This is a genomic window from Mesorhizobium sp. BR1-1-2 (assembly GCF_020165435.1).
In the GTDB taxonomy this organism is placed as follows: domain Bacteria; phylum Pseudomonadota; class Alphaproteobacteria; order Rhizobiales; family Rhizobiaceae; genus Mesorhizobium.
Map to the genome: position 1 here is coordinate 342,510 of NZ_JAIUID010000002.1, position 26,007 is coordinate 368,516.

The window sequence follows — 26,007 nt, forward strand, 5'->3', positions numbered from 1 at the left end:
AAGTGGACGTTGAAAGATCGGAGCCCCTGGATGGAAGCCTACTCGGCCTGGCGCCCCATGCGCCGCGCGGTATAGCGCTCGACCGCCGACAATCCGTCATAGATCAGCACGGCCAAGGCGGCGACGATCAGGCCGCCCTGCAAGATGAAAGCGAGATTGTTGGACAAGAGCCCGGCAATGATCACCTCGCCCAACGTCTTCGCTGCAACCGTCGAGCCGATGGTGGCGGTGGCGAGGCTGATAACCACCGACAGCCTTATGCCGCCGAGGATGACCGGCGCGCTGAGCGGCAATTCGACCTTCAGCAGCCTTTGCCAACCGGTCATGCCGGCACCGCGCGCCGCTTCCATGACATTGCCGGGCAACGTCGTCAGGCCGGTCAGCGCGTTCTCGAAGATCGGCAGCAGACCATAGAGGAATAATGCGATCAGCGTCGGCTTCTCGCCGAACCCGACCGCCGGCACGGCAAGCGCCAGCACCGCCACCGGCGGGAAAGTCTGGCCGATATTGACCAGGCTGCGTGACAGCGGCAGGAATTCGGCGCCGGCAGGCCTGGTGACCAGGATGGCGAGCGCGACCGCCACGACGGTGGCGGCGAGCGTGGCGATCAGCACGGTGCGCAGGTGCAGCAGCATCAGCGTCAGCAGGCTGCCCTGATTGTAGATCACCGGCGCGCCGTTCTCGGTCAGCGGCTTGAGCAGCGGCTCGAACCAGCCGGGACTGGTGACGAAAGCGACCAGCAGCACCACCAGCGCAAGCCTGAGCAGCAACGGCAGCCAGGCTTTCATGCCGGCCTCGCCGCACGCTTCACCAAGCCGTCGACGGTAACGCGGCCGAGCGGCTTGCCGTCGGCATCCTTGACCGGCAGCGCCGGACGGCCGGACCAGAGAAGTTCGGCCAGCGCGTCGCGCTGGCTGGCGTCGCCGAGGATCGCCTCACCTTCCGCCGCGCCCTTTTCGACTGCGTCGCGCACGCGGCCGAGCGACAGCAGCCGGAACGGTTTTTCGCTGGCGCCGACCAGGGTCTCGACGAAGCCGCTGGCCGGCCTCGCCAGTATCTCCGCCGGCCTGGCATATTGTACCAGCTTGCCGGCATCCATGACGGCGATCTTGTCGCCCATATGCACGGCCTCTTCCATGTCATGGGTGACGAGGATGATGGTGGTGCCGAAGCGCCTCTGGATCGCAAGCAGATCTTCCTGCGCCTTGGTGCGGATGATCGGGTCAAGCGCGCCGAACGGCTCGTCCATCAACAGCACATTGGGTTCGGCCGCGAGCGCGCGAGCGACGCCGACGCGCTGCTGCTGGCCGCCGGAGAGCTCGTGCGGATAGCGCGGCCCATAGGCCTGCGGGTCCAGTTGATAGAGCGTCATCAGTTCGTCGACGCGGGCCCTGATGCGATCCTTGTCCCACCCAAGCAGCACCGGCACGGTGGCGATGTTCTGCGCCACCGTTCGGTGCGGGAACAGGCCGTGGCCCTGGATGGCGTAGCCGATGCTGCGCCGCAGCTCGTAGCCGGGCACCGAGCGGTTGTCGGCGCCGTCGAGCTTGATGACGCCGGAAGTCGGCTCGACCAGCCGGTTGATCATGCGAAGCAGCGTCGTCTTGCCGGAGCCCGAGGTGCCGACGATGACGCAAAGCGTGCGGGGCTCGATGATCATCGAGACGTCATCGACCACCGTGGTCGCATCGTAGCGCTTGGTAATGCCTTCGATCTCGATCATGCGGGGTCCGCCCTGCGCTTGGTTGAGGTCATTTCGATCACCGCGTCGAGAATGATGGCGGCAGCGAAGGCGAGCGCGACCGTCGGCATGGCGCCAAGCAGCACCAGGTCCATCGCGGTCTGGCCGACGCCCTGGAACACGAACACGCCGAAGCCGCCGCCGCCGATCAGGGCGGCGATGGTGGCAAGGCCGATGTTCTGCACAAGCACTATGCGGATGCCGGTGAGGATCACAGGGAAAGCCAGCGGAAACTCGACGCCGAACAGGCGTTGGCGATCGGTCATGCCCATGCCGCGCGCCGCGTCATTGGCGGCACGCGGCACACCCGCAAGGCCGACTACGGTGTTGGCGACGACCGGCAGCAGCGAATAGAGGAACAGCGCCACGAACGCAGGTGCCGTTCCGATGCCGCGGATACCGAGCGCGGCAGCTCCCGGCACATGCGCCGCCACCCAGCCGAGCGGCGCGATGAGCAGGCCGAACAGCGCGATCGAGGGAATGGTCTGGACGATGTTGAGCACGTTGAGCACGCCGGCGCGCAGGCGCTCGACGCGATGGCACAGGATGCCGAGCGGCAGGCCCAGTATCACCGCCGCCGCCAGCGAACCGAGCGCCAGCGTGACATGTTTGGCGCCCTCGGCCCAGAAACTGTCGGCACGGTTGAAATACTCCTTGAGGATCGAAAGGCTGTCCCAGGATCCCGATATCAGCAGCAGTCCGATGGCGAGCGCGGCAACGACAAGCACGCCGACACGTGACCAGGGAGACAGGTTCATTCTCGTCAGTACGTCGGCCAGCAGGAGGGTAAAGGCGAAGACCAGCAGCCAGAACCCGGAGCCCGGCGAAACGCGCGCGAAGGTGTTGCCTGCCGGGGTCAGGAATGTGCCGGTGACGCCGATCAACAGCGCGAGAGCCGCCAGCGTGATCACGCTGGCGGCAAGGCGCAGGACGAGCGGCGTTTTCAGCAGCGCGACAAGCGCGGCTGCGACAATGACGGCCAAAAGCAGCGGCCCGGCCATTGCGGGAAGTGCCTCAACGATCGAGCGCGCCTGGCCGGGCACGATGCGATTGGCGCGGAACGTGGCGAAAGGAGTGGCGAACGCCGCATAGGCAGCAATCGCGGCAATGACCACGCCGAGCTTGTCGAAGCGGAGCATCATGACGCGCGTTTGCGCGAGGCGCCCCCCTCTGGCCTGCCCCCCACGAGGGGGGAGATCAGATGACGTGATGGCCTTCGCCAATCTCCGTCGTTGTAGAAAGAAGCGAGGCGCGCAAACTGCCAATCTTCCCCTTTGTGGGGGAGATGTCCGGCAGGACAGAGGGGGGCGCCTCGCATCAACGTCACGGGTGCGCTGACTACTTCAAGAACCCGTTCTTTTTCAAAAAGTCTTCCGCCACACCCTTGACCGGCTCTCCGCCGACCTGGACGCGGCCGTTGAGTTCCTGCAGCGTGACGAGGTCGAGCTTGGCGAAGACCGGCTTCAACAACGTCTCGATCTCGGGATGCTCCTTCAGCACCGCCTCGCGGATGATCGGCACCGGCTGGTAGACCGGCTGCACGCCCTTGTCGTCGTCGAGCACGACCAGCCCGGAGGGCGCGATGCCGCCGTCGGTACCGTAGACCATGGCGGCGTTGGCGCCATTGGTCTGGTTGGCTGCCGCCGCGATGGTCGCGGCCGTGTCGCCGCCGGAGAGCGTGATCAACTGGTCAGGTTTCAACGTGAAGCCGTAGGTGGTCTGGAAGGCCGGCAAGGCCGCGGCTGAATTGACGAACTCGGCCGAGGCCGCGAGCACGACCTTGCCCCCGCCGGCGACATATTTGCCGAAGTCGGACAGGGTGGCGAGCTTGTTGGTCTCGGCCACCTCCTTGCGCAGTGCGATCGCCCAGGTGTTGTTGGCCGGCGATGGCGACAGCCAGACGATCTTGTTGGCGTCATAGTCGAGCTTCTTGGCCGTCTCATACGCCTTGGCGGCGTCCTTCCAGACCGGGTCGTCGGTCTTCTCGAAGAAGAAGGCGGCATTGCCGGTGTATTCGGGATAGATGTCGATCTCGCCGGCGGTGATTGCCTTGCGCACCACCGGCGTGCCGCCGAGCTGGATGCGGTCAGTGGTCTTGATGTTGTTGGCATTGAGGACGAGCTGGATGATGTTGCCGAGCACGCCGCCCTCGGTGTCGATCTTCGAGGAGACTACCACCTGAGCATTCGCCGACGCTATCGTAATACCGAGCGCGAGCGCCGCGCCAGCCAGAACCTTGATTGAAAACATTGTGAAAATCCCTTGCTGTGAACCGGAATTCGGTGCCGCATATGAGCACGGCTCCAACGTCTCGTCGGGGCACACGGTTTCATAACAAGTGGTACAGACGCAATATTTTTGTTCGGAAGGCCTATTGCGACGCGACGCTGGCGATCTGCTGCCATCTGGCGGATAATGCAGCGAGGGTGCGGGCGGCAAACACGGAGAGCGTGTCATGGCCATACACAAAGTCGGTTACCTCATCGGCAGTCTTGCCCGGGAATCCATCAACCGCAAGCTCGCGAAGGCGCTCGTTCAACTTGCCCCTCCCGAACTCGAAATGACGGAAATCTCGTTCAAGGATCTGCCGCTCTACAGCTACGACTATGACGCCGATTTCCCGCCGGTCGCCCAGGCTTTCAAAAAGGCGATCGCCTCCGTCCAGGCCGTGCTGTTTGTCACCCCAGAGTATAACCGCTCTATTCCCGGCGGACTGAAGAACGCAATCGATTGGGCCAGCCGCCCCTACGGCAAGAATTCCTTCGCGCGCAAACCGTCAGCCGTCATCGGAACATCGCCGGGCGCCATCGCGACCGCCGTCGCTCAACAAAGCCTTCGAAGCGTTCTGAGTTTCTGCAATTCGCCCCAGATGAACGCGCCTGAAGCTTATATCCAGTTCACGCCGGGGCTGATCACGGACGAGGGCGAAGTGACGGTCGAATCAACCGAGGACTTCCTACGCAACTATATGGCTGAGTTCCACATGTTCATAGCGCGAGTGCTTCAGGTTCTGCCGCCGGACGCATAGATTCAAATTGGGCGTCAAGCCAGACGCAAGCTCGCCATCCTCAGAGCGCCGAGCGCGACGAAGCATAGCATAGTGACGGGAAAGATCATCCAGTTGAGCATGGTCCAGCCCCAGGCATTGTAGACCATGCCCGACATCAGCGAGGCGCAGGCCACGGAGCCGAACAGGACGAAGTCGTGGAACCCCTGCACCTTGCCCTTTTCGGAAGGCCGGTAGCTTGCCGCGACCATGGCCGTGGCGCCGATGAAGCCGAAATTCCAGCCGAGGCCGAGCAGGATCAGCGCCGTCCAGAATTGCCATAGCGCCAGGCCGGACAGCGCAACGACCGCACAGCCGATCAGCAGCAGGAGGCCGGCCGCGACAATGCGTTCAGCACCGAAGCGATGGATCAGCGATCCGGTGAAGAAGCTCGGCCCGAACATTGCCATGACATGCCACGAAATGCCGAGCGTCGCATCGTCCTCCGACAGGCCGCAGCCAACCATGGCGAGCGGCGCGCCGGTCATGACGAAGCTCATCAGGGCATAGCTACCGACGGCACAAAAGAGTGCCGCGACGAAACGCGGCTGCGTAACGATCTCGGCCAAGGGCCGGGCATCGCTGCCGGCAATTTCCGGTCCGCCAGCGGTGGCCCTCGCCGGCAGGCGCAGCAATGACAGGATCGCCGCGCCGACGGCGGCCAGCGCCAGGATGGATGCGAACGAACCGGCAAACATCACCGGTGCGAACAACTCGCGGGTGAAGATGACGATCTGCGGTCCGAGAATGGCGGTGATGATGCCGCCCGCCAGCACGAAGGAGATGGCGCGCGCCTTGAACTGCGGCGGCGCATTGTCGGCGGCGGCAAAGCGGAACTGCTGGACGAAGGCGCCACCGACACCGATCACCGTCAGGCCGAAGGCGAACAGCCAAAAACTGCCATGGAAGAGTGCCAGCGTCGCGACCAGACCGCCAAGCGCGGTGACGATCGTACCGGTCATGAAGCCGCCGCGCTGGCCCATCGCGCGGATGATGGCCGCCGCCGGCAGCGCACCGAGCGCCACTCCAAGATTGAAGCCGGTGATCGGCGCCGTCGCCAGCGACTTGTCGGGGCCGAGCAGATATTGACCGGCCAGCGCGCCCATGGAGATGGCGATGGGCGCCGCCGAACCGATGATTGCCTGCGAGGCGGCGAGGATCAACGCGGTGCGCCGCGCCTCCCTGGCCGCCTCGATGGCGATCGCCGTCACGAAGCGTCCTTGCCGCGTCCCTCGCCACGCACCCGACGGGAGACGCGATCGAGCACGGCGTTGACCAGCTTCGGCTCGTCTTCCTCGTAGAAAGCCTTGGCGATATCGACATATTCGGAAACGATCACCGCCACCGGCACGTCTTCGCGCTTCATCAGTTCGTAGACACCGGCGCGCAGGATTGCGCGCAGCGTCGAATCGAGGCGCGACAGCGGCCAATCATCGGTCAGCGCCTGGCGGATAACCGGATCGATGGTTTTCTGGTCCTCGACGACACCGGTGAGGATGGCGCGGAACCATTGGGCATCCGCCTCGCGGTAAAGCGCACCATCGACTTCCTTGCCAAGGCGGAACGCTTCGTATTCGGCGGTGATCTCGAAGACGCCGCTGCCGGCGACATCCATCTGATAGAGGGCCTGCACGGCGGCAAGCCGCGCCGCGCCGCGCTTGTTGGCGTGGCGCACCGTGGGCTGTCCGGGCGAAGCGGGGTCGCTCACGATCGCGCTCCCAGTCGTTCCTTGAGCGCGATCATGGTCAGCGCCGCGCGCGCGGCAAAGCCACCCTTGTCGCCTTCCGAACGTTTGGCCCGCGTCCAGGCCTGCGCGTCGTTCTCCGTGGTCAGGATGCCGTTGCCGATGCAGACCGAGTCCTGCACGGACAGGTCCATGAGTGCGCGGCTGGATTCATTGGCGACGATATCGAAGTGATAGGTGTCGCCGCGGACGACGGTGCCAAGCGCGACGAAGCCGTCATAGTTCGTGGCGCCTTCCGCCGCGCCGTCCAGCGCGAAGGTTATGACGGCGGGAATTTCGAGCGAACCTGGAACGGTGACGACGTCGTAGGTCGCACCCGCTTCGTCAAGCGCGCTCGTCGCGCCTTCGAGCAGCGCGTCGGCAAGATCGTCGTGGAAGCGTGCCTCGATAACGAGAAGGTGGGCCTTCTTCTTCGGGCGAATGAACGCTTTGCCGTGTTGGGATGTGCCAGCCATAAATGTCTCCGGGATCGCCGGTGACTTAGGCCGAAGCCGGATTGATCGCAAGCACAAGATTGCCTTCATTGGGCCGGGGTACCGAGATCGGACAATCTGTAGCGAGGCTTTGAGCCCAGGCAACAATGGCGTGGGCCACTACTCGGCCAGCATCTACATCGGCCACCTCAGCCGCGCTTGCACTTTGGAATTCCTGTGTTCCATCACCGCTAGTTCCTCATGAACAGCTCGGCGATGCTCAAAGCCCCTCTTTCGCTGCTTCCGCCAGCCGTGCCGCATAGCGGGCCATGGTGTCGATCTCGAGATTGACGCGGTCGCCGACCTTGCGCTCACCCCAGGTGGTGACGGTCAGCGAATGGTGGATCAGAAGCACGTCGAAGCGGGTGCCTTCCACCTTGTTGACGGTGAGCGAGGTGCCGTCGAGCGCGACGGAGCCTTTCGGCGCGATGAACTTCGCCAGCTCGCGCGGCGCTTCCAGCGTGAAGCGCACCGCATCGCCCTCGTCCTTGCGCTCGACGATCTCGGCGGTACCGTCGACATGGCCCGACACGATGTGGCCGCCAAGCTCGTCGCCGATCTTCAACGCCCGCTCCAGATTGATCCGCGTGCCCGATTTCCAACCCATCGCCGTCGTCAGCCGGAGCGCCTCCTCCCAGGCCTCGACTTCGAACCAGCGCGCGTTCGAGCCGCTGTCGGGCAAGGCCGTCACGGTAAGGCAAACGCCGCCACAGGAGATCGAGGCGCCGATGGCGATGGTTTCGGGATCATAGGCGGTGTCGATGCGCAATCCCACGCCTTCCCGCAGCGGCTTGACGGCCGCGACGGTGCCTATGTCGGTAACAATGCCGGTAAACATCGGTGTTGATCCTAAAAGTCTCTTATCCATTCGGCGTAGCTGTCCTCGCCGAACCGCATCTCGCGCAGTTTGCGAAATCCCGCCGGGACATGGTTGGCGTCGATGGGCGATGCAATGCCCCCCTTGCCGATCGCCTCCGGCCCCCGGAACAGCACGATGCGGTCGACCAGGCCTTCCGACAGAAAGGCGCTGGCCACCTTGGCTCCGCCTTCGACCAGCACGCTGGCCATGCCGAGCGCGGCAAGATCCTCGAGCAGTTCCGGCAGCGCCACGCCGCCTTCATGCGTCTCGGTGCCGATGAAACGCACGCCGGCGCGTTCGAGCGTTGCCCGCCGCAGAGGATCGGCTTCCAGGCAAGCCGCGACGTAGAGCGGCACCCGGTCGACACCGGACACCAGTTTCGAAGTCTCAGGCAGCCTGATCTGCCTGTCGAGCACAATGCGCGCCGGCGACCGGTTCTCCAGTCCCGGCAAGCGCACCGTCAGCGCCGGGTCGTCTTCCAGCGCCGTGCCAATGCCGACCAGGATGGCATCAGCCTCGGCGCGCATCAAATAGACTTCGCGGCGCGCAATGTCGCCTGTGATCGACACCTGCCCAGCCCCTTCCATGCCGATCTTGCCGTCGCTGGAAAGCGCCAGCTTGAGAGTCACTTCCGGCCGTTTCCTAAGCGATCGAATGAGATAGCCGGCCATCTGCTCGGCGGCCTCCGCCGCCAGGACATTCTCCACAACCTCGACGCCCGCGGTGCGCAGGATCGCGTAGCCTTGGCCTGACACACGCGGATCGGGGTCGCTGGCGGCGCCAACGACACGCGCGATGCCGGCATTGACCAGAGCGTTGGCGCAAGGCGGCGTGCGTCCGTGATGCGCGCAAGGCTCCAGCGTGACATAGGCGGTGGCGCCGCGCGCCAGTTCGCCCGCTTCGGCGAGTGCCTCGGTCTCGGCATGCGGGCGGCCGCCGACGGCGGTAACGCCGGTGCCGACGATCATCGGGCCCAAGCCATCGTCGCGCACGATGAGTGTGCCAACGGAAGGATTGGTTGAGGTCCGGCCCGCATTCCTGCGCGACAGTCTGAGTGCAGCCGCCATGAAACGGCGGTCAAGGGCTGCCTGTTCGGCCTCGCTGCGTTCCGCCATGCTCAGCCGGCGTCCTCTTCGCTCTTGTCCTCGTCGCCCTTCAATTCCCCCAGCAGTTCATGGAAATCCTTGGCCTCGCGGAAATTGCGGTAGACCGAGGCGAAGCGGACATAGGCGACGTCGTCGAGCGACTTCAGCGCTTCCATGACCAGCCGCCCAACCTCGCCCGAGGCCACTTCTGTCTCGCCGGAGCTTTCCAGCTGGCGCACGATGCCGGTCACGGCGCGATCGATGCGCTCGGGATCGACATTGCGCTTGCGCACCGCGATCTCGACGGAGCGCAAGAGCTTGTCGCGGTCGAAAGGCACTTTTCGCCCCGACTTCTTGACCACGACGAGGTCGCGCAACTGGACGCGCTCGAAGGTGGTGAAACGGCCGCCGCAATCGGGGCAGACGCGACGTCTGCGGATCGCCGCGCCATCCTCGGCGGGACGCGAATCCTTCACCTGCGTATCTTCGGACTGGCAATAGGGACAGCGCATTGAGAGCCTTGGGTTCGCGAATCTGGTGAGGCGAAAAGGCTTAGAGCCTTTTGCCACGATGGCAAGGCACGCAGACCCTTTCGCGTCAGAGATAGCGAGCCGCGAGGCAGATTGCCAGCACCTGCCTCAGCACACCTGGCTAGGGTGCAACGTCCTTGGTCGGAAAGCCGCATGATGTGCCGAGGTTGCGGTAGGCCTTGGTGAAGCCGTCCATCGGAATGCTGGCGAAAGCCTCTTTGCCGAAAGCGACATCGAGCGAGGTGACTTTGCGCATGGCTCGCAAGAGAGCGAGACTGGTCTTGGGCTGGTTGTCGACCGTCCAGCTGGGACGGCCGTTGACGGCATCGTTCGAATAGACCGTGGCGGAAACCTTGACGCCAGGATCACCAAAAGTGGCGGCGATCTTCTTGCCGGTGGGAAGGTTCCCGTTGTCGACAATAATCATGATGACCGGGTAGGCGTCCGGCGGCATGGCGTCGCCGTTCGAGATCGACAGCGTCAGCGTGCCCGAATTGCCGCTGGCATCGAAAAAGGCGGTGGAAGCGGCGCAGGTCTTGCGCGCATCCTGGCCGGTGTCGAGCGTATCGACGATGGTTGTCCATCTGCCGAAGGTAGCGGTGGCGGGCATTTCTGGGGCGGGTTGGGTCTGCGCAAGGGCAGCTCCGGGCAATGTCAGGAAAACGCCCAGCAAGGCTTGGGCGCCAAGAGTGGCGGGGCGGAAATTACGCATCGTCTGGTCTCCAGTTCGGCGCGTCGACCGATCGGGGGTCGGCGCGCCGCTGGCGGATAAAAGATGACGCGTGGCGCGAGGTCAACCGAGATAAGGGTAGAGCGGGAACCGATCGGTCAGCGCCACGACCTTGGCCTTGACGGCAGCCTCTACCGCGGCATTGCCATCATCGGAATTGGCGGCCTTGAGGCCATCCAGCACCTCGGCGATCAGCTTGCCTATTTCGCGGAACTCGGCCTGGCCGAAGCCGCGCGTGGTGCCGGCGGGCGTGCCGAGCCGCACGCCGGAGGTGACGAAGGGCTTTTCCGGGTCAAAGGGGATGCCGTTCTTGTTGCAAGTGATGTTGGCGCGCCCAAGTGCGGCCTCGGCGCGCTTGCCGGTGGCATTCTTGGGACGAAGGTCGACCAGCATCAGGTGATTGTCGGTGCCGCCCGACACGATGTCGAGGCCGGTCTCCTGAAGGCTGGACGCGAGCGCCTTGGCGTTGGCGGCGACGCTCTCGGCATAGAGCTTGAAGCTCGGCTTCAGCGCCTCGCCGAAGGCAACCGCCTTGGCGGCGATGACATGCATCAGCGGCCCGCCCTGCAGGCCGGGGAACACCGCCGAGTTCATCTTCTTGGCGATCTCCTCGTCATTGCACAGGATCATGCCGCCGCGCGGGCCGCGCAGCGACTTGTGCGTGGTGGTCGTCACCACATGGGCATGCGGCAACGGCGAGGGATGCACGCCGCCTGCGACGAGGCCGGCGATGTGGGCCATATCGACCATGAGGTAGGCGCCGACCGCATCCGCGATCTCGCGAAAACGCTTCCAGTCCCAGATGCGCGAATAGGCGGTGCCGCCGGCCAGGATAAGCTTCGGCTTCGTCTCATGCGCCGTCTTCTCGATGGCGTCCATGTCGAGCAGGTGGTCGTCCTTGCGCACGCCGTAGGACACGACCTTGAACCATTTGCCGCTCATGTTGACTGGCGAGCCGTGCGTCAAATGCCCGCCGGAATTGAGGTCGAGGCCCATGAAGGTGTCCCCCGGCTGCAAGAGAGCCAGAAACACCGCCTGATTCATCTGGCTGCCGGAATTGGGCTGCACGTTGGCGAAATTGCAACCGAACAGTTTTTTCGCGCGCTCGATCGCCAGCTCCTCGGCGACATCCACGAACTGGCAGCCGCCATAGTAGCGCTTGCCCGGATAGCCCTCGGCGTATTTGTTGGTCATGATCGAACCCTGCGCTTCGAGCACGGCGCGCGAGACGATGTTCTCAGACGCGATCAGCTCGATCTCGTGGCGCTGGCGTCCGAGTTCGTTGCGGATGGCGCCGAAAATTTCCGGATCGGCGTCTTCCAGCGTGGTTTCGAAGAAGGATTCGAATTTGTTCGACGCTGCCGCTGCTGTTGCCATGGCCTGAATTCCTTAGGTCCGGAGGGTCGGTTTTGTCTTGCGCATGCCGTTGTCCCAAACCGCTGCACATTTTCGGGTGACAGGATCGGGTTCGCCGCGCCATTAACACAGTTGTTTTCGCCTCGCCACGTTTGCGGCGCGAAATTTGCTGGCCGGATTGCGGCAGGCAGAGCGGCGGACCGTTATTTCCTGTCGCGCCGCTGCTTCAGAAGAGCCTCGGTCAAGGTGATCTCGGAAAACAGCGCCCGCATCGTATGGTCATTGATCTCGCGGCTGAGAAACATGGCGCGTAGCGCGGCGCGCTCGGCTTCTATGCCGGCCGCCCTGAGTTCAAGCTCCAGACGGCTCGCCTCGCGCGCCTCGGCACGCGCTTCGTCGGCCTCGTCGGAGGCGGCGATGCGGCGCCGGTAGCCGGCGACGATGCTGTCGGCAACGGCGAGCCGTGCCTCGACGGCCCCGCCCTCGCCTGCCTCATTGGCGATGCTCTCGATCCTGGCGATCGCCGCATTGGCTGCGCCGACCCGCGCCCGGCGCTCCTCGGCCGCCGCCGGGTCCTCGCCCGGCTCGACCAGCCCGCGAGCGATCTTCGGCAGCGCGAGGCTGGCGATGGCCAGCGAGCAGATGATGACCCCGGCGGCGAGGAAGATCACCACGTCGCGGGCCGGGAACGGCGAGCCGTCCTGCAAGGTGAGCGGCAGCGACAGGATGCCGGCCAACGTGATCGCTCCGCGCACGCCGGCGACCGATCCGGCGAGCCGCACGCGCAGGCCGAACGGCTCGGCCTTTCGCTTGCCGAGCCGCGCCGACATGGCGCCAGCCATGTCGCCGATCCAGATCCACAGGAAACGCAGGCCGATCAGGCAGAGCGTCAGCAGCAGCACTGTCAGCACCGGCTCGATAATCCAGTGCCGGCTGGACAACTCCGGCGGCACTTTACGGATAATATCGGGAAACTGCAGGCCAAGCAGGATGAAGAGCGCGCCGTTGAAGACGAAGGACAGCGTCGACCACAGCGACATCGTCTGCATGCGCGCCGAGACGCCGAGAAAGCGGAACATGCCGGAAACTCCGGTCAACAGGCCGGCGGTGACCGCCGCCAAGATGCCCGAAGCGCCGATATGCTCGGCGCCGAGATAGGAGACGAAAGGCACCAGGATCATGACCAGAACCTGCGCCTCCGCCGGCACGCCGCCGATGCGGTTGAGCAGTTGCAGCGCCTTGGCGGCAACGAACAGCGCCACCATGCCGGCGAGGATGCCGGCACCTACGGCATAGAGAAAGCTCAGCGAGGCCGCGGCGAAGGAAAAGCTGCCGGTCAATGCCGCCGCCACGGCAAAGCGGAACATGACCAGACCCGACGCGTCGTTGAGCAGCGACTCGCCTTCCAATATGTGCATCAGCCGCGCCGGAACGATGTTCCTGTCGACTATGGAAGACACCGCCACCGCGTCGGTCGGCGACAGCACCGCGGCGAGCGCGAAAGCGACAACGAGTGGGATGCTGGGCACCAGCCAATGCAAGGCGTAGCCAAATCCGACGATGGTGAAGAAGACCAGTCCGATGGCAAGGTCGAGGATGGGTCCACGCAAGGCGACAAGCTCGCGCTTGGGCGCAGCAAAGGCATCGGCGAACAGAAGCGGCGGAATGAATACGAGCAGGAACAGTTCCGGATCGATCTCGACATGCAGCCCGCGCGCCGGCCAGGCCAGCGCAGCACCCATGGCGATCTGCAGAACCGGCAGCGGCACCCGCACCAGCCGCACCAATGCACCGGAAAGCGCCACCAGGACGAGCACGACGAGGATGAAGACGGCAACTTGCATGGTCCGATTCCGGCAGTTTTGCCGACCATGCGCAATGGCCCGCTTCGTCCAGCCGGAGCGGGCCTACGCAGAGTTGGAGGTCAGCGGCGGCGTGAACGGCCTGGCGACAGAAAAAGGCCGCTCAAGAGCGGCCTTTCCCTGAACAATCAATCACTTAGAGCGACGAAGTAATCTGCAGCTCGTTGGCTCCGTCGAGGCCATATATGTCGTCGCGGAACTGGACGACGCCGGGGCCCGTCGACCAGGCCGAGAGATAGAGGAAATGCACCGGCACCGGGTTGGTGACCTGGATCGGCGTGTTCTCGCCGGTCTTGATCGCAGCCTCGAAATGCTGCCGGTCCCAGCCGGGCGTGTCGCGCAGGATCCAGGTGACGAGGTCGCGCACGTTCTGCACCCGCACGCAGCCCGAGGAATCGAAGCGCATCATCTTGCCGAACAGGCTCTGCTGCGGTGTATCATGCATGTAGACGCCGTCCGGGCTCGGGAAATTGATCTTCACCGACGCCATGGCGTTGTCCGAACCGGGATCCTGGCGGAAACGGTACTTGGCCGCGTCGTCGGTCGACCAGTCCACATTCATCGGATCGACTTCGCTGCCATCTGGCGCAAACAGGCGAATATGGCTGTTCTTGAGATAATCGGGGTCCTTGCGCATCAGCGGGATGATGTCCTTGCGCACGATCGACACCGGCGCGTTCCAATATGGATTGACGATGATCTCGTTGATCTTGGAATTGACGATCGGTGTCTGGCGATCGATCTTGCCGACGATCGCGGTATGGCGAAGCACGACGCGATCGTTCTCGACCGCCTCGACCTGCGCTGCCGGAATATCGACCAGCACATAACGGCTGCCAAGCGTGCCCGCCTTCTCCTTCAATCGCTGGAGATTGGTCTGCAACTGGCCGAGCCGGATCTGCGCCGAAACGTTCATCGCCGCGTAGGTATATTTGCCCAGCGCTCCGTCGGCCGGCAGGCCGTGGCGCAATTGGAAGCGCTTGACCGCCGAGTCGACATAGGAATCGAAGGCCGTCGAGATGCCGGCGCTCTGCGACAGGTCGCCGGCGACCATCAGGCGCTTGCGCAGCGGCACGACATCGGGATCATCGACGCCGAGCTGCAGTTTCTTGGTCGCGGGAACCTCGACCCAGCCGCCCTGCCCGACGATGTTCTGGTACTGCGCCACGGCCTGCTCGGTGAAGGCGACGGTCTGCGGGCTGAAGATCGGCAGCGTCGAGGCCACCTTGCCGCCTGCACTGGCGCGGGCGTCGAACTGATCATCCCAGTTGCCGCGCGCCGAGGACTTCAGGATGTCCCCGATCACGTCCTGCGCGCTGGCGCGGCCGGCAACAACGGCGGCTGCGAGCGCGGAGGCTCCGGAAAGGAAGAAACGGCGGCTGGTTCTCATGGACGTTCCAGACATTTGTAGCAGTTCGACACTTGCTGCGTTGATCATCGGGCGATCTCGCCCGCACTCTAAAATTGGCAATCTTAACAATTAGCCAACCATGGTCCGCATCACCTCGGTGTGAAAACGCGCAAGGCTACGCGGCTGCGGGTGAACCCATGGCCTTCACCACAGCATCACTGCCATCTTCGGTTCCATTGGAATATGGCGGCAACGTGGCCTTGGCCCGCAATTTGCTTCGGCCAACGCAACGAAAAGAAAAGACCGATGCTTTTCGGCACCGGCCCTGACTGGAGGTCGCTGTTGCTGCCGCGCTTCTGTGGCGCGGCTTCTAGTCCTGGACTTGGCTCACATCCGGTAAGCGATGGTGTCGTTCCAGAAGCGGTCGAGGCGCTGCAGGGCGCGGTTCATCTGCTTGAATTCGTCCGTGTTGATGCCGCCGACCTGCTCGATCGAGCCGACATGGCGCTCGTAGAGACCGGCGACCACCTCCGCCACCTCGTTGCCCTTCGGCGTCAGCGAGACGCGGACCGAACGGCGGTCGATGCGCGACCGCTGGTGGTTGATGAAGCCGAGATCGACAAGCTTCTTGAGATTGTAGGAGACGTTCGAGCCGAGATAGTAGCCGCGCGAGCGCAGCTCGCCGGCGGTCAGCTCCGAATTGCCGATGTTGAAGAGCAGCAAGGCCTGGATGGCGTTGATGTCGGAACGGCCGTTGCGGTCGAACTCGTCCTTGATCACGTCGAGCAGACGGCGGTGCAGGCGCTCGACCAGTTGGAGCGATTCCATGTACAGCGAACGGATTGCCTCGCGGCGATCGTCGGAAACGTTGGCGGTCTTTGCCGCCGGACGCGAATTGATCATTGTCTTTGCCTCTCGTTTGTCGCCCTGGTGATTTTTTGTTTTTCACCTTGATCGCGACACTATCGAATACTCATAAAATTCGACTTAAACGCCAAGGCTAACAAGAGCTTACCGGTAATAGGTTTCGCAAGACGCTTAACGAACGGTCACTCGAGGAAGGATAATTAACCTAAAGATTTAGCCAATGATTTCAGGGCGAAATCTGATCCGCCGGAAGGCGGGCGGCGCGTGCCGGTCTCAGGTCCGCGGCGACCGCTTCTGTAGATAGATGACGAGGCGGAAAACGACATAGAGCAGCGCCACGCTCGCATGCGAGACGACGATGAGCGGACGGTGGCCGAAGAGTTCGGGGAAACCGGCATACATGACGATCTCCGTCACGGCGCAGATGAACCAGATCACCGGGCCCCAGGAGGCCAGCATCCATAGGCCGGCGGCGGCAAAGGGAAAAAACACGGCGAGCATCACCGCCGTCACCTGCCAGTGGACCGGCATCAGGTCGAAGCGCCACAGCGAGCCGGGATAGAAGCCGATCAGCCTGACCCAGTACAGAATGCCGAACAATAGGCAGTAACCTGATATGATCCGCTGGAACCAGGCGAAGATAACCTCCACCCCCGAGGGCTGAAGCACGACGCGTCTGGACGTCACCTCGCTCATAGCGGGAGTTCCCGTTCACCGAGCGAGGCAAAATAGGCATCGACATCGGCATCGTCGACCGCATCGAGGGTTGCCGGCATCCATTGCGGCTTGGAACCTTTTTCGATGATGGTGGCGCGTATGCCTTCGTAGAAATCGTGGCCCGCAAGCATCCGGTTGAGGATGCGGAACTCCATCTTCATGCATTGGTCCATCGGCAGCGTCAGGCCGGCAGTGATCTGGCGCCAGGCGACACGAAGGCTGGTCGGCGAGCGGGTCAAGATCGTCGCCAGGGTCGTTGCGGCAAAGTCGTCGCTGCCTGCCGCGCGCTCCAGGCTGCCGATGATATCGGCAAGCGAGGCCTGCGCGAAATGACGGGCGATCGCCTCCAGCACGCGCCTTTCCGTCTCGCGCTTCGCCGGAATGAAGAAGCCGCGCAGCACCGATTCTGGATCGCCGGTAGCGGCGAGCTGGTCAAGAAAGCCTGCCTGGTCCTGCGCCTTGATCGTATGCGTGGCCAGCCCGGACCACAACGCGTCGCCATAGCGGATGCGATTGCCGGTCAGCGCCAGATACATGCCGAAGGAACCGCCAAGATCGGGCAGCAGGTGGCTGGCGCCGACATCCGGGAAAAAGCCGATGCCCACCTCCGGCATGGCGAACTGGGCATTTTCCGTCATCACCCGGTGCGATCCATGAAAGGAGATGCCGACGCCGCCGCCCATGACGATGCCGTCGATCAGCGCCACATAAGGTTTCTTGAAACGTGCGATCTGGGCGTTCAGCCGATACTCGTCGGCGAAAAATTCGACGGGCGGCTTGCCGGCCCGGCCGGCCTCGTAGATGTGCAGAATGTCGCCGCCGGCCGAAAACGCCCTGCCCTCGGCCTTGACGACGACGGCGTCGACGCTCCAGTCCCGCTCCCAGGCGTGCAATGCCTTGGCGAGCGCATTGACCATCCCGTGAGTGACCGCGTTGAGCGCCCGCGGCCGCGTCAACGTGACGATGCCGGCCCGACCCAGATGTTCGAAGCGGATCTCGTCGCCTCCGCCAAAATCCATCGTGAAAGAATCCCTCCCCCGCTCCGCCGGGACTGAAGTGCTAAAGCGTGGCGCATGGCCGCGTCAATGCCGGCATGCTGACAGCGCGTCTTGGCTCGTGCCGGAGCCCAGTGCTAAAAAGAGCCGTTGTGGCCGCAACGCCGGGAACCGCATGGCGACGGCGCAGCTGTAGCGGGTTCCAATGGGGTGTGGCTCATGGCTGGATTTGCGCGCCTCGTGCCGATGATGATCGGGCTGATCGTCATTTGCCTGGCTTTGCAACCGACCCTGGCGGCAAGCCTCGCCGAGCTTTACCAGTCGCAGACCATCGTCAATGGTCGGTATGAGAAAAACCGCCAGGCTGGCTTCAAACGTTGCCTCGACGCTGTTCTGGTCCGGGTCTCCGGCGACCAGCGCCTGCCGGCGAAACCGGAGATGGCGGCGCTGCGCGACAGAGCCGCAAGCTTCGTGGCGGGCTTTCGCTACCGCGATCGCATGGAAGGCATTCCCAACCATGACGATCAGGGCACCTATGATCGGCCTCACAATCTCTACTGACAGTACAGCCCGGCGGTAATCGATCCGGTGCTGGCTTCGCTCGGCAGCAGGCCGTGGCTGACCGAACGGCCACGGCTGGCGGTGTTCTTGTCGACCGAGCGCGGCGTCGGGCATTTCGCGCTCGATGCCGATGACGAGCGCGGCGTGCTGATGCGCGAGTCGTTCGGCAATGCCGCCGCGCCGATCGCCATGCAGGTGGCCTTCCCCACGGCGGCGCTGCTGTCGAAGGCAGGATTGGACGACAGGACCATGCGCGACGCCGACATGGCGAAGCTGGACACGGTTGCGAAAATGGCCGGCGCCGATCAGGCGCTTTCCGGCAGCATCGTCTGGAGCGACAAGCAGTTCGGCTGGATTGCCCACTGGCGGCTGGCGAAGGCCGGCAAGACCTACGCCTGGCAAGTGCGCGGCGTCGGCTTCGACGAGGCGTTCCGTGTCGGCATGCGCGGTGCGGCGCAGATCCTTTCGGGCAACGGGCAACCCGAATAGGGACCCGACCGGATCGCTGGCACAAACGTGTCGCATTGGTCAGCACCACGGGTGCGTGATAAAAGCCCGCCAAACGAGAGTTTTGGCGATGAACAGATTCACCCCCGCAAAACCTGCCGGCGCGCGCAGCGTCGACGACATCACCGGCAGCCGCCGCTTGCGCCGCATGCGCAAGGCCGACTGGTCACGGCGCCTGGTGCAGGAGAACAGGCTTTCCGTCGACGACCTGATCTGGCCGATCTTCGTCGTCGACGGCAGACAAGTGCGCGAGCCTATCGCCGCCATGCCGGGCGTCTTCCGCCTGTCGATCGACCTTGCCGTCAAGGAGGCCGAACGCGCGGCAAAGCTCGGCATCCCCGCGCTCGCCACCTTTCCGAATGTGGACATTTCGCTGCGCGACCAGACCGGCTCACATATCCTCGATCCCGACAACGTCATCAACCGCGCCACGCGCGCGATCAAGGACGCGGTGCCTGAAATCGGCGTCATCACCGACGCCGCGCTCGACCCATTCACCAGCCATGGCCATGACGGCATCCTGCGTGACGGTCTCATCGTCAATGACGAGACGGTGGAACAGGTGACCGCGGCAGCCGTCATCCAGGCCGCGGCCGGCGCCGACATCATCGCGCCGTCCGACATGATGGACGGCCGCATCGGCGCCATTCGCGATGCGCTCGACGCAAACGGTTTCCAGGACGTGGCGATCATGTCCTATGCAACGAAATTCGCCTCCGCCTTCTACGGGCCGTACCGCGAGGCGGTCGGCACGGCCGGTCTGCTCAAGGGCGACAAGAAGACCTATTACATCGACCACGCCAATTCGGACGAAGCGGTGCGCGAGGCCGAGCAGGACCTGGCCGAAGGCGCCGACATGCTGATGGTCAAGCCCGGCCTGCCCTATCTCGATATCATCCGAAGGCTGAAGGACGAATTTGCGGTGCCGACCTTCGCCTACCAGGTGTCGGGCGAATATTCGATGATCAAGGCGGCGGGCGCCAATGGCTGGATCGACGGCGAAAAGGCCATGCTGGAATCGCTTCTTGCCTTCAAACGTGCCGGCTGCGACGGAATCCTCACCTATTTCGCCCCTGAGGTGGCGGCGATGCTGAGGGGTTAAGCCGTCTGATCGTTTGGAATTTCAGTCTAATCCGTTACAATGAATCATGCGCAAGGATGAGATCATCGAACGGTTGCGGAGAAACGCGGATGCCATCCGAGGCATGGGCGCGACATCGCTTTACCTATTTGGATCCATCGCACGCGACAGTGGGAACACTGACAGCGATCTCGACTTGTTCATCGACTATGATCCGACGCGGCGGTTTTCGCTGATCGATCTGGTGGGTATCAAGCAATTTCTCGAAGAGAATATCTCGGCGGAGATCGACCTCACCACACGCGATAGCCTTCATCCGATGTTGAAAGCCGAGATCGAGCGATCGGCCGTGTGCGTATTCTGATGGGAGCCCGCCGGATCGAGCCAATCCTAGCCGAGATCATGACGGCCTTGGATGGCATCGACGCTGCCACCGCGGGCAAGACTCTCGAAATTTTCGTAACAGCTGGCTACTTCGCCATGGCGTCGAGCGCGGCATCGAGATTATTTCTGAAGCCACGCGGCATATCCCGGACGATTTGATCATTCTTGCTCCAGAAATCCCTTGGAAACAGGTTCGTGGAATAGGCAACATTCTACGCCACGAATATCACAAGACGTCCGAAGCTCTCGTCTGGGCAGTAGTTGCAGACAGCCTACCGCCGCTACGCCTGGCCATCGAGCGAATCCTCAAGGCTTTGCAAGGCAAATAGCTGCATTTCCTCGCGGGCCGGCTGCGGCCACTCCGCAGCTGCCTGCTGCACAAGCATCCCGGTCACCTTCGTCAGAAGCATTAAGCGTATTGGCGGTGCTGCCGCTAACCGCCGGCAGTTCACCACGTCACAGCAATGGGAATACAGCTTGCAATATGCAATCGGTTGCGTTATTCCATACTGGTTGCAATTTACAATCAGTCTGAGGAGCCTCCATGTCCAAACTTCGCGTCAATGCATTCACCTTGTCGCTCGACGGTTACGGTGCCGGTCCCGACCAGGATTTGAAGAACCCGCTCGGCGTCGGCGGGGAAGCCCTGCACAAATGGATGATTGGTACCCGCACCTTCCGCAAGATGGTGCTCGGAGAAGATGGCGGCACCACCGATACCAACGACGCGTTCGCGGCGGGCAGCTTCGAGAATGTCGGCGCCTGGATCCTCGGCCGCAACATGTTCGGGCCGATCCGCGGCGAATGGCCCGACGAAAACTGGAAGGGCTGGTGGGGCGACAACCCGCCCTATCATGTGCCTGTCTTCGTGCTGACGCACCATGCGCGCGAGCCCATCGTCATGGAAGGCGGCACGACCTTTTACTTCGTTACGGATGGCATCCATTCGGCGCTCGAGCAGGCAAGGGCAGCGGCCAATGGTAGCGATGTGCGGGTCGGCGGCGGCGTCGCCACCGTCCGGCAATATCTTCAGGAGAAGCTCATCGACGAGATGCATCTGGCGATCTCGCCGGTGCTGCTCGGCTCCGGCGAGCACCTCTTCGCCGGGATTGATCTGCCGAAGCTCGGCTATCAGTGCAGCGAACAGGTAGCGACGCCGCTTGCCACGCATGTGGTGATCAAGCGGGCGTAAGGTGGGGAGCGTAATCTCCCCCTCGTGGGGGAGATCGCAGCTTCACCCGCCTCAATACTTCTCCGGCACGTAGAGCTCGCGCGGCAGCACCTGGCGCTCGTATTCGGGATTGAAGACGCGCTCGGGGAGCGTGATCTCCTCGTGCGGCACCTCTTCGTAGGGAACCTGCTGCAAGAGGTGGTCGATGCAGTTCAGCCGCGCTCGCTTCTTGTCGTTGCCCTCGACGATGAACCAGGGCGCCTCCGGAATGTTGGTACGGGCAAAGGTCTCTTCCTTGGCCTTGGTGTACTGTTCCCAGCGCACCCGTGACTGCAGGTCCATCGGCGACAGCTTCCACTGCTTCATCGGATCGTGGATGCGCATCAGGAAGCGCATCTGCTGTTCCTCGTCGGTGATCGAGAACCAGTATTTGACCAGCGTGATGCCCGAGCGGACCAGCATGCGCTCGAACTCCGGCACGTCACGGAAGAATTCCTCCACCTGATCGGGCCCAGCGAAACCCATCACCCGCTCGACGCCGGAACGGTTGTACCACGAGCGGTCGAACAGAACGATCTCGCCGCCGGCCGGCAGGTGCGGCACATAACGCTGGAAATACCATTGCGACTTCTCGCGCTCGGTCGGCGCCGGAAGCGCCACGACGCGGCAGATGCGTGGGTTGAGCCGCTGGGTGATGCGCTTGATGACGCCGCCCTTGCCTGCCGAATCCCGGCCTTCGAAGATCACCACAAGCTTCTTCTTGTGGTAGGCGACCCAGGATTGCAGCTTGATCAGCTCGGATTGCAGCCCGATCAGGTCGCGAAAATACTGCATGCGGTCGATAGAAGGCGGATGCGCGTTCTTGTAGATCCTGGCGATCTCCAACGACAGCGCCGGTTCCGACATCTCCAGTTCATAGTCCTCGTCGAGCGTGTCGGCGAGTTCGGCTTCCAGCCAGTCCCTGGCGCCGGACTTGGGTATGGATTCATTCATCTCGTGCTGCTCCATCTGCAAGCTGCCGCCTCCGGCAACGGCCGGGCGCACTGGCCGCGTCCTGACGGCGGCGCGCAACACCCTGACCGACTGAGTATAGGCCGACAATGACGGTTTTATTGCAGGGGCACGCCACGGCCGCTCATCGGTGTGCGGGGCCGGAGGGCGACAAGCCGCGCGGATTGTCCTACAAATCCAGCAACCCTATCGGGCCATTCTACTCAATCGCGAGGACTGACATGGAATACCGCACTCTCGGCCGTTCCGGCCTGAAGGTTTCGACACTGACCATGGGCACCATGACCTTTGGCGGCGCCGGCCCTTTCGCGGCTGTCGGCAACAGCGATCTCGCCGAGGCGAAGCGCATGATCGATCTATGCATCGATGCCGGCATCAATCTCATCGACACGGCCAATGTCTATTCGAGCGGCCTCTCGGAGGAGATCATCGGCGAGGCGCTCGGCGGCAAGCGCAGGAGCGACGTGCTGATCGCCTCCAAGGCGCGCATGCGCATGGGCGATGGCCCCAATGACGAGGGCCTGTCGCGTTATCATTTGATCCGCGAATGCGAGAAGAGCCTGAAGCGGCTCAAGACCGACGTCATCGACATCTATTTCCTGCACGAATGGGACGGCGTGACGCCACTCGAAGAGACCATCGCCGCGCTCGACACACTGGTCGGCCAGGGCAAGATCCGCTATGTCGGCTGCTCCAACTATTCCGGCTGGCAGGTGATGAAGGCGCTCTCCATCAGCGACAGCCGCCATCAACCGCGCTTCGTCACCCAGCAGATCCACTACACGCTCGAGGCACGCGAAGCCGAATACGAGCTTCTGCCGATCTCGGTCGACCAAGGGCTGGGCGTGCTGGTGTGGAGTCCGCTGGCGGGCGGCCTGCTGTCGGGCAAATATCACCGCGACAGCCCGACCGCGCGCCAGATCGCCGGGTGGTCCGAACCGCCGATCCGCGACGAGGACCGGCTGTGGCGGATCGTCGATGTGCTGGTCGAAATCGGCAAGGCCCGCGGCGTATCCGCCGCACAGGTGGCGCTTGCCTGGCTGCTTGGCAGGCCGGCCGTCAGCTCGCTGGTGATCGGCGGGCGCAACGAGGCCCAGTTCAAGGACAATATCGCCGCGGCCGGCCTGACGCTGACCGGCGAGGAACGTGACCGTCTCGACGCGGTCAGCCGCCCGCCCCTGCTCTATCCCTATTGGCATCAGCAGCTGACGGCAAAGGAACGTTTCGGCGCCGCCGACCTTGTGATCGACCGAAGCAGCTTATAGGAACCCTGATGCCGGCTCCGAGACGTCGGAAGGCGAACGACGCGTAGTCAGCCCACAAGAACAGCAAAAAGGAGCCGCCATGGCACGAGCACCAAATTACGATCAGGAACGCAAGGAACGCGATCGCCAGAAGGCGGCCAAGAAGGCCGAAAAGCTGGCGGCCAAGGCTGCGGCGCGGGAGCGTTCGAAACCCGAGACTGACGCCGAGACTGAAACAGAGGAGTGACGGCGCGCGGCGGCAATCCGCCTGGATCAGGCCGGCGCCTTGTCGCTGACGAAGACGTCCACTTCACGCGCCGCCGCGATAAAGGCGCGCCTTGCGTTCATGGCCGGCTTGTCGCCGGCCAGCGCATCGTGGCAGGCCTGCAGCGCCGCGCGATGCTTGGGAGTGCGCTTGCCGGGCCAGCTGTTCATGAGATAGTCGGAAGCCTCGCGGGCCGAGCGTAAGAGCTGTGTACTTCCCGCCGTGACTGATTTGACGGTCACGGGTACTTCAAATCGGTTGTTTTCCATCGCCCGGTCCTACGCCATCGGCGTCCGCGAAGCGAGGCCGAAAGTGGGGCTCGGGGCCGGCGGTCCTTTTTTCGGCGGCGAGTGGCCTGCCCTGCAGGCTGCATTATGCCGCCACGACGGCAAATCCCCTGGCGCGAAGGCCGCGGCGATCATTGGCCAGCGACGTCAACAGACGGTCGCGACTGCCGACGATATGCTCCGAGAGCAAGCGCGCGGCTTCCTGTGCATCGCCGCTCCGCACGGCGGCCAGGATGGCGTGATGCTCGGACCACGCGCGGCCAAGGGCCGCTCCATCGCGTACCTCCAGCCAACGGGCGCGCGAAAGCCTGGTCATCGCATCGCGGACGGCTCGAAACAGGAATTCATTGCCGGACAGTCGTGCCAGCTCGATGTGGAAATCCATACCGACGCGATGCCATTCCTCGCGCGGAGTGTCGTCGTCGCAGGAGACGAGCATAGCCTCGACGACATCGATGGCACTTCTGTCGGCAAGCCCGCATGTCAGCCGCAAGGCCGCGACCTCGACCGCTTCGCGGTAGACCGCGATCTGCTCGAGTTCGGCCAGGTTGATGGGCGAGACCGTCCAGCCGCGCCCGTCCCTGCCGACCAGCCCCTCGGTTTCGAGCCGCAGCAGCGCAGCCCTGACCGGCGTGCGCGAGGCGCCGAAGCGGCTTTCGATCCAGCGCTCGGTGAGTTTCTCACCCGGGCCGATCTCAAGTCCAAGGATCATCTCGCGGAGCTGCCGTTCGACATTGTGCATCTGGGACATCGTTGTTGCCTTTTCACGTGCCGCATTGACAGCGGTCGGGCTGTGGGTCCATGACGGATACCGACTTGGTATCCCAAAACGGTATCCACAACAATCCCCTGACACACGCAGGCACGACATGACGCAGAACGATACGGCACAGGGCGGCTACAACATCCACTGGCGGCGCGATCTCGCCGTCTGCTTCGCGGGTTCGTTCAGCACGCTCATCGCCATGACCCTGCTCTTGCCGTTCCTGCCGCTCTATGTCGAGCAACTGGGCGTCGAGGGCCATGCGGCGATCGTGCAATGGTCGGGCATCGCCTATGGGGCGACCTTCTTCGCGGCGGCGCTCGTTGCGCCGTTATGGGGACGGCTCGGCGACCGCTACGGCCGCAAGCTGATGTTGGTACGCGCCTCCTTCGGCATGGCGATCTGCATGTCGCTGACCGGAATGGTCGAGACGGTTTGGCAATTGGTGCTGCTGCGCCTGCTGATCGGCTTTGCCGGCGGCTATTCCTCCGGCTCGACCATATTGGTGGCCATGCAGACGCCGAAGGACCGCTCCGGCTGGGCGCTCGGTGTCTTGTCCGCTGGCATCACGGCGGGTTCGCTGGTCGGCCCCTTGCTCGGCGGCGCGCTGCCGCCGGTAATCGGTATCCGCGCGACCTTTCTGTTGTCCGGCGGCGTCATCTTCCTTGCCTTCCTGGCGACGACATTCCTGATCAAGGAGAACCAGCGCCCGCAAGCAAGCAAGGCCGCGACGGCGGCAAAGCCGAAGAGCGGCTGGTCGCAAATTGCCGACAAGCGTCCGGTCGTGGCCATGCTGACGACCGGCATGCTGCTGGCCTTCGCCACCATGTCGATCGAACCGATCATCACCGTCTATGTGCAGCAGCTGATCGAGGACCAGAGCCGGGTGACGCTCGTTGCCGGCGTGGTGATGTCGGCGGCAGCCCTTGGCGCCATTCTGTCGGCGTCATGGCTTGGCAGGCTCGCCGATCGCGTCGGTCATTGGAACGTCGTCGTCGGCGCGCTGGCCGTGTCGGCGCTGCTGCTCATTCCACAGGCCTTCGTCACCGACGGCTGGCAACTGATCGGGCTGCGCTTCCTGATGGGCCTGGCGCTCGGCGGTTTGCTGCCTTGCATCACCAGCGTCATCCGCCACAACATTCCCGACGGCGTCGGCGGCAACGTGCTTGGCCTTTCCATCTCGGCCCAATATGTCGGGCAGGTGGCCGGACCGCTTGCCGGCGGTTTCGTCGGCGGCCATTTCGGCATGCGGGCGGTGTTTCTCGGCACGTCGGTGCTGATGGCGCTCGGCGCGGTCTACAACTGGATTGTCCAGGCGCGGCGGACGCGGCATATGTTGATGGAAGCGGGCAAGCTCTGACAAGCTGCCCAGCCGAT

At 63.6% G+C, this 26,007-nt stretch carries 27 protein-coding genes and 2 pseudogenes; 9 read left to right on the top strand and 20 right to left on the bottom strand.

Features of this window, described 5'->3' with window-relative positions:
* Window positions 1–38: 38 nt before the first annotated feature.
* From LB551_RS05040 to LB551_RS05055, 4 genes are all read right to left on the bottom strand, one after another.
* Window positions 39–788: an ABC transporter permease gene (locus tag LB551_RS05040; RefSeq protein ID WP_224622515.1), complete on the bottom strand. Its 750-nt coding sequence runs from the start codon at window positions 786–788 to the stop codon at window positions 39–41.
* Entirely contained in the window at window positions 785–1,723 is a 939-nt protein-coding gene (locus LB551_RS05045) for an ABC transporter ATP-binding protein (protein ID WP_224658424.1), read from the bottom strand. Before LB551_RS05045 ends, LB551_RS05040 begins: the two co-directional genes overlap by 4 nt.
* Window positions 1,720–2,883, bottom strand: coding sequence for an ABC transporter permease (locus tag LB551_RS05050; RefSeq protein WP_224658425.1), 1,164 nt, complete (start codon window positions 2,881–2,883; stop codon window positions 1,720–1,722). Before LB551_RS05050 ends, LB551_RS05045 begins: the two co-directional genes overlap by 4 nt.
* A gap of 196 nt (window positions 2,884–3,079) precedes the next feature.
* A complete protein-coding gene (locus LB551_RS05055) occupies window positions 3,080–3,991 on the bottom strand; it encodes an ABC transporter substrate-binding protein (protein ID WP_224658426.1) in 912 nt (303 codons plus the stop codon).
* A gap of 205 nt (window positions 3,992–4,196) precedes the next feature.
* On the opposite strand from LB551_RS05055, the gene LB551_RS05060 reads away from it, so the two are divergent.
* Window positions 4,197–4,769 (top strand): NADPH-dependent FMN reductase, encoded by a 573-nt coding sequence (locus tag LB551_RS05060; RefSeq protein WP_140549080.1) that lies wholly within the window; start codon window positions 4,197–4,199, stop codon window positions 4,767–4,769.
* 14 nt (window positions 4,770–4,783) lie between these two features.
* On the opposite strand, the gene LB551_RS05065 is transcribed toward LB551_RS05060, so the two are convergent.
* The 13 genes from LB551_RS05065 to LB551_RS05125 all read right to left on the bottom strand — a co-directional run bounded on the left by LB551_RS05065 (window position 4,784) and on the right by LB551_RS05125 (window position 17,380).
* Window positions 4,784–5,998 carry an MFS transporter gene (locus tag LB551_RS05065; protein ID WP_224658427.1) on the bottom strand — a complete coding sequence of 405 codons (1,215 nt, stop codon included), beginning with the start codon at window positions 5,996–5,998 and terminating at the stop codon, window positions 4,784–4,786.
* Window positions 5,995–6,495, bottom strand: coding sequence for a transcription antitermination factor NusB (gene nusB, locus LB551_RS05070; protein ID WP_140494035.1), 501 nt, complete (start codon window positions 6,493–6,495; stop codon window positions 5,995–5,997). Before nusB ends, LB551_RS05065 begins: the two co-directional genes overlap by 4 nt.
* Window positions 6,492–6,986 carry a 6,7-dimethyl-8-ribityllumazine synthase gene (gene ribH, locus LB551_RS05075; protein ID WP_224622524.1) on the bottom strand — a complete coding sequence of 165 codons (495 nt, stop codon included), beginning with the start codon at window positions 6,984–6,986 and terminating at the stop codon, window positions 6,492–6,494. Before ribH ends, nusB begins: the two co-directional genes overlap by 4 nt.
* Before the next feature lie 238 nt (window positions 6,987–7,224).
* Window positions 7,225–7,842, bottom strand: coding sequence for a riboflavin synthase (locus LB551_RS05080; RefSeq protein ID WP_140521775.1), 618 nt, complete (start codon window positions 7,840–7,842; stop codon window positions 7,225–7,227).
* 11 nt (window positions 7,843–7,853) lie between these two features.
* Window positions 7,854–8,978 carry a bifunctional diaminohydroxyphosphoribosylaminopyrimidine deaminase/5-amino-6-(5-phosphoribosylamino)uracil reductase RibD gene (ribD, locus tag LB551_RS05085; protein ID WP_411970931.1) on the bottom strand — a complete coding sequence of 375 codons (1,125 nt, stop codon included), beginning with the start codon at window positions 8,976–8,978 and terminating at the stop codon, window positions 7,854–7,856.
* Between the two features lie 2 nt (window positions 8,979–8,980).
* Complete coding sequence (gene nrdR / locus LB551_RS05090; RefSeq protein ID WP_010915593.1) at window positions 8,981–9,460, bottom strand: transcriptional regulator NrdR; 480 nt, start codon at window positions 9,458–9,460, stop codon at window positions 8,981–8,983.
* Window positions 9,461–9,599: 139 nt separating this feature from the next.
* The gene (locus LB551_RS05095; protein ID WP_224658428.1) at window positions 9,600–10,190 is read right to left on the bottom strand and encodes a hypothetical protein; all 591 of its coding nucleotides are present in this window, start codon (window positions 10,188–10,190) and stop codon (window positions 9,600–9,602) included.
* Between the two features lie 81 nt (window positions 10,191–10,271).
* Window positions 10,272–11,585, bottom strand: coding sequence for a serine hydroxymethyltransferase (gene glyA, locus LB551_RS05100; protein ID WP_140549086.1), 1,314 nt, complete (start codon window positions 11,583–11,585; stop codon window positions 10,272–10,274).
* Between the two features lie 182 nt (window positions 11,586–11,767).
* The gene (locus tag LB551_RS05105; protein ID WP_224658429.1) at window positions 11,768–13,408 is read right to left on the bottom strand and encodes a Na+/H+ antiporter; all 1,641 of its coding nucleotides are present in this window, start codon (window positions 13,406–13,408) and stop codon (window positions 11,768–11,770) included.
* A 154-nt stretch (window positions 13,409–13,562) separates the two neighbouring features.
* Entirely contained in the window at window positions 13,563–14,816 is a 1,254-nt protein-coding gene (locus tag LB551_RS05110; RefSeq protein ID WP_224622530.1) for a murein L,D-transpeptidase, read from the bottom strand.
* A 348-nt stretch (window positions 14,817–15,164) separates the two neighbouring features.
* Window positions 15,165–15,680: a transcriptional regulator LdtR gene (gene ldtR / locus LB551_RS05115; protein ID WP_008875359.1), complete on the bottom strand. Its 516-nt coding sequence runs from the start codon at window positions 15,678–15,680 to the stop codon at window positions 15,165–15,167.
* 237 nt (window positions 15,681–15,917) lie between these two features.
* A complete protein-coding gene (locus LB551_RS05120; protein WP_224658430.1) occupies window positions 15,918–16,340 on the bottom strand; it encodes a DUF6163 family protein in 423 nt (140 codons plus the stop codon).
* Window positions 16,337–17,380, bottom strand: coding sequence for an enoyl-CoA hydratase/isomerase family protein (locus tag LB551_RS05125; protein ID WP_224658431.1), 1,044 nt, complete (start codon window positions 17,378–17,380; stop codon window positions 16,337–16,339). The genes LB551_RS05120 and LB551_RS05125 overlap by 4 nt, the downstream gene beginning before the upstream one ends.
* 225 nt (window positions 17,381–17,605) lie before the next feature.
* On the opposite strand from LB551_RS05125, the pseudogene LB551_RS05130 reads away from it, so the two are divergent.
* The 5 genes and pseudogenes from LB551_RS05130 to LB551_RS05150 all read left to right on the top strand — a co-directional run bounded on the left by LB551_RS05130 (window position 17,606) and on the right by LB551_RS05150 (window position 21,081).
* Window positions 17,606–18,406, top strand: a pseudogene (locus LB551_RS05130) (DUF2066 domain-containing protein).
* A gap of 88 nt (window positions 18,407–18,494) precedes the next feature.
* Entirely contained in the window at window positions 18,495–19,526 is a 1,032-nt protein-coding gene (hemB, locus tag LB551_RS05135; protein WP_140549092.1) for a porphobilinogen synthase, read from the top strand.
* A gap of 46 nt (window positions 19,527–19,572) precedes the next feature.
* Window positions 19,573–19,869, top strand: coding sequence for a nucleotidyltransferase family protein (locus tag LB551_RS05140; RefSeq protein ID WP_140549093.1), 297 nt, complete (start codon window positions 19,573–19,575; stop codon window positions 19,867–19,869).
* 130 nt (window positions 19,870–19,999) lie between these two features.
* Window positions 20,000–20,218 (top strand): annotated as a pseudogene (locus tag LB551_RS30020) (DUF86 domain-containing protein); the annotation flags it as partial.
* 215 nt (window positions 20,219–20,433) lie between these two features.
* Window positions 20,434–21,081, top strand: a complete 648-nt coding sequence (locus tag LB551_RS05150) for a dihydrofolate reductase family protein (RefSeq protein ID WP_224658432.1) — start codon at window positions 20,434–20,436, stop codon at window positions 21,079–21,081.
* Window positions 21,082–21,132: 51 nt separating this feature from the next.
* Here the strand turns inward: LB551_RS05150 and ppk2 are convergent, their stop codons facing one another.
* On the bottom strand, window positions 21,133–22,053 hold the full coding sequence (ppk2, locus tag LB551_RS05155; RefSeq protein ID WP_140637792.1) for a polyphosphate kinase 2: 921 nt from the start codon (window positions 22,051–22,053) through the stop codon (window positions 21,133–21,135).
* 239 nt (window positions 22,054–22,292) lie between these two features.
* Between ppk2 and LB551_RS05160 the strand changes: the two genes are divergently transcribed.
* Window positions 22,293–23,336, top strand: coding sequence for an aldo/keto reductase (locus tag LB551_RS05160; RefSeq protein WP_224658433.1), 1,044 nt, complete (start codon window positions 22,293–22,295; stop codon window positions 23,334–23,336).
* Between the two features lie 79 nt (window positions 23,337–23,415).
* Window positions 23,416–23,562, top strand: a complete 147-nt coding sequence (locus LB551_RS05165) for a hypothetical protein (protein ID WP_224622543.1) — start codon at window positions 23,416–23,418, stop codon at window positions 23,560–23,562.
* Window positions 23,563–23,588: 26 nt separating this feature from the next.
* Here the strand turns inward: LB551_RS05165 and LB551_RS05170 are convergent, their stop codons facing one another.
* Together LB551_RS05170 and LB551_RS05175 are read right to left on the bottom strand one after the other, a co-directional pair.
* The gene (locus LB551_RS05170) at window positions 23,589–23,822 is read right to left on the bottom strand and encodes a DUF982 domain-containing protein (RefSeq protein WP_246670991.1); all 234 of its coding nucleotides are present in this window, start codon (window positions 23,820–23,822) and stop codon (window positions 23,589–23,591) included.
* A 130-nt stretch (window positions 23,823–23,952) separates the two neighbouring features.
* Window positions 23,953–24,618, bottom strand: a complete 666-nt coding sequence (locus tag LB551_RS05175; protein WP_224658434.1) for a GntR family transcriptional regulator — start codon at window positions 24,616–24,618, stop codon at window positions 23,953–23,955.
* A 118-nt stretch (window positions 24,619–24,736) separates the two neighbouring features.
* On the opposite strand from LB551_RS05175, the gene LB551_RS05180 reads away from it, so the two are divergent.
* Window positions 24,737–25,990 carry a multidrug efflux MFS transporter gene (locus LB551_RS05180; RefSeq protein WP_224658435.1) on the top strand — a complete coding sequence of 418 codons (1,254 nt, stop codon included), beginning with the start codon at window positions 24,737–24,739 and terminating at the stop codon, window positions 25,988–25,990.
* Window positions 25,991–26,007: the final 17 nt, after the last annotated feature.

Coding starts and splice junctions, on each gene's coding strand:
- LB551_RS05095 (WP_224658428.1), bottom strand. CDS start 10,190: ATGCGTAATTTCCGCCCCGCCACTCTTGGCGCCCAAGCCTTGCTGGGC.
- LB551_RS05120 (WP_224658430.1), bottom strand. CDS start 16,340: ATGAGCGAGGTGACGTCCAGACGCGTCGTGCTTCAGCCCTCGGGGGTG.
- LB551_RS05050 (WP_224658425.1), bottom strand. CDS start 2,883: ATGATGCTCCGCTTCGACAAGCTCGGCGTGGTCATTGCCGCGATTGCT.
- nrdR (WP_010915593.1), bottom strand. CDS start 9,460: ATGCGCTGTCCCTATTGCCAGTCCGAAGATACGCAGGTGAAGGATTCG.
- LB551_RS05040 (WP_224622515.1), bottom strand. CDS start 788: ATGAAAGCCTGGCTGCCGTTGCTGCTCAGGCTTGCGCTGGTGGTGCTG.
- LB551_RS05140 (WP_140549093.1), top strand. CDS start 19,573: ATGCGCAAGGATGAGATCATCGAACGGTTGCGGAGAAACGCGGATGCC.
- LB551_RS05180 (WP_224658435.1), top strand. CDS start 24,737: ATGACGCAGAACGATACGGCACAGGGCGGCTACAACATCCACTGGCGG.
- LB551_RS05125 (WP_224658431.1), bottom strand. CDS start 17,380: ATGGATTTTGGCGGAGGCGACGAGATCCGCTTCGAACATCTGGGTCGG.
- ribH (WP_224622524.1), bottom strand. CDS start 6,986: ATGGCTGGCACATCCCAACACGGCAAAGCGTTCATTCGCCCGAAGAAG.
- glyA (WP_140549086.1), bottom strand. CDS start 11,585: ATGGCAACAGCAGCGGCAGCGTCGAACAAATTCGAATCCTTCTTCGAA.
- LB551_RS05045 (WP_224658424.1), bottom strand. CDS start 1,723: ATGATCGAGATCGAAGGCATTACCAAGCGCTACGATGCGACCACGGTG.
- LB551_RS05055 (WP_224658426.1), bottom strand. CDS start 3,991: ATGTTTTCAATCAAGGTTCTGGCTGGCGCGGCGCTCGCGCTCGGTATT.
- LB551_RS05165 (WP_224622543.1), top strand. CDS start 23,416: ATGGCACGAGCACCAAATTACGATCAGGAACGCAAGGAACGCGATCGC.
- hemB (WP_140549092.1), top strand. CDS start 18,495: ATGAACAGATTCACCCCCGCAAAACCTGCCGGCGCGCGCAGCGTCGAC.
- ribD (WP_411970931.1), bottom strand. CDS start 8,978: ATGGCGGAACGCAGCGAGGCCGAACAGGCAGCCCTTGACCGCCGTTTC.
- LB551_RS05105 (WP_224658429.1), bottom strand. CDS start 13,408: ATGCAAGTTGCCGTCTTCATCCTCGTCGTGCTCGTCCTGGTGGCGCTT.
- LB551_RS05110 (WP_224622530.1), bottom strand. CDS start 14,816: ATGAGAACCAGCCGCCGTTTCTTCCTTTCCGGAGCCTCCGCGCTCGCA.
- LB551_RS05160 (WP_224658433.1), top strand. CDS start 22,293: ATGGAATACCGCACTCTCGGCCGTTCCGGCCTGAAGGTTTCGACACTG.
- LB551_RS05175 (WP_224658434.1), bottom strand. CDS start 24,618: ATGTCCCAGATGCACAATGTCGAACGGCAGCTCCGCGAGATGATCCTT.
- LB551_RS05060 (WP_140549080.1), top strand. CDS start 4,197: ATGGCCATACACAAAGTCGGTTACCTCATCGGCAGTCTTGCCCGGGAA.
- ppk2 (WP_140637792.1), bottom strand. CDS start 22,053: ATGAATGAATCCATACCCAAGTCCGGCGCCAGGGACTGGCTGGAAGCC.
- ldtR (WP_008875359.1), bottom strand. CDS start 15,680: ATGATCAATTCGCGTCCGGCGGCAAAGACCGCCAACGTTTCCGACGAT.
- LB551_RS05150 (WP_224658432.1), top strand. CDS start 20,434: ATGTCCAAACTTCGCGTCAATGCATTCACCTTGTCGCTCGACGGTTAC.
- LB551_RS05080 (WP_140521775.1), bottom strand. CDS start 7,842: ATGTTTACCGGCATTGTTACCGACATAGGCACCGTCGCGGCCGTCAAG.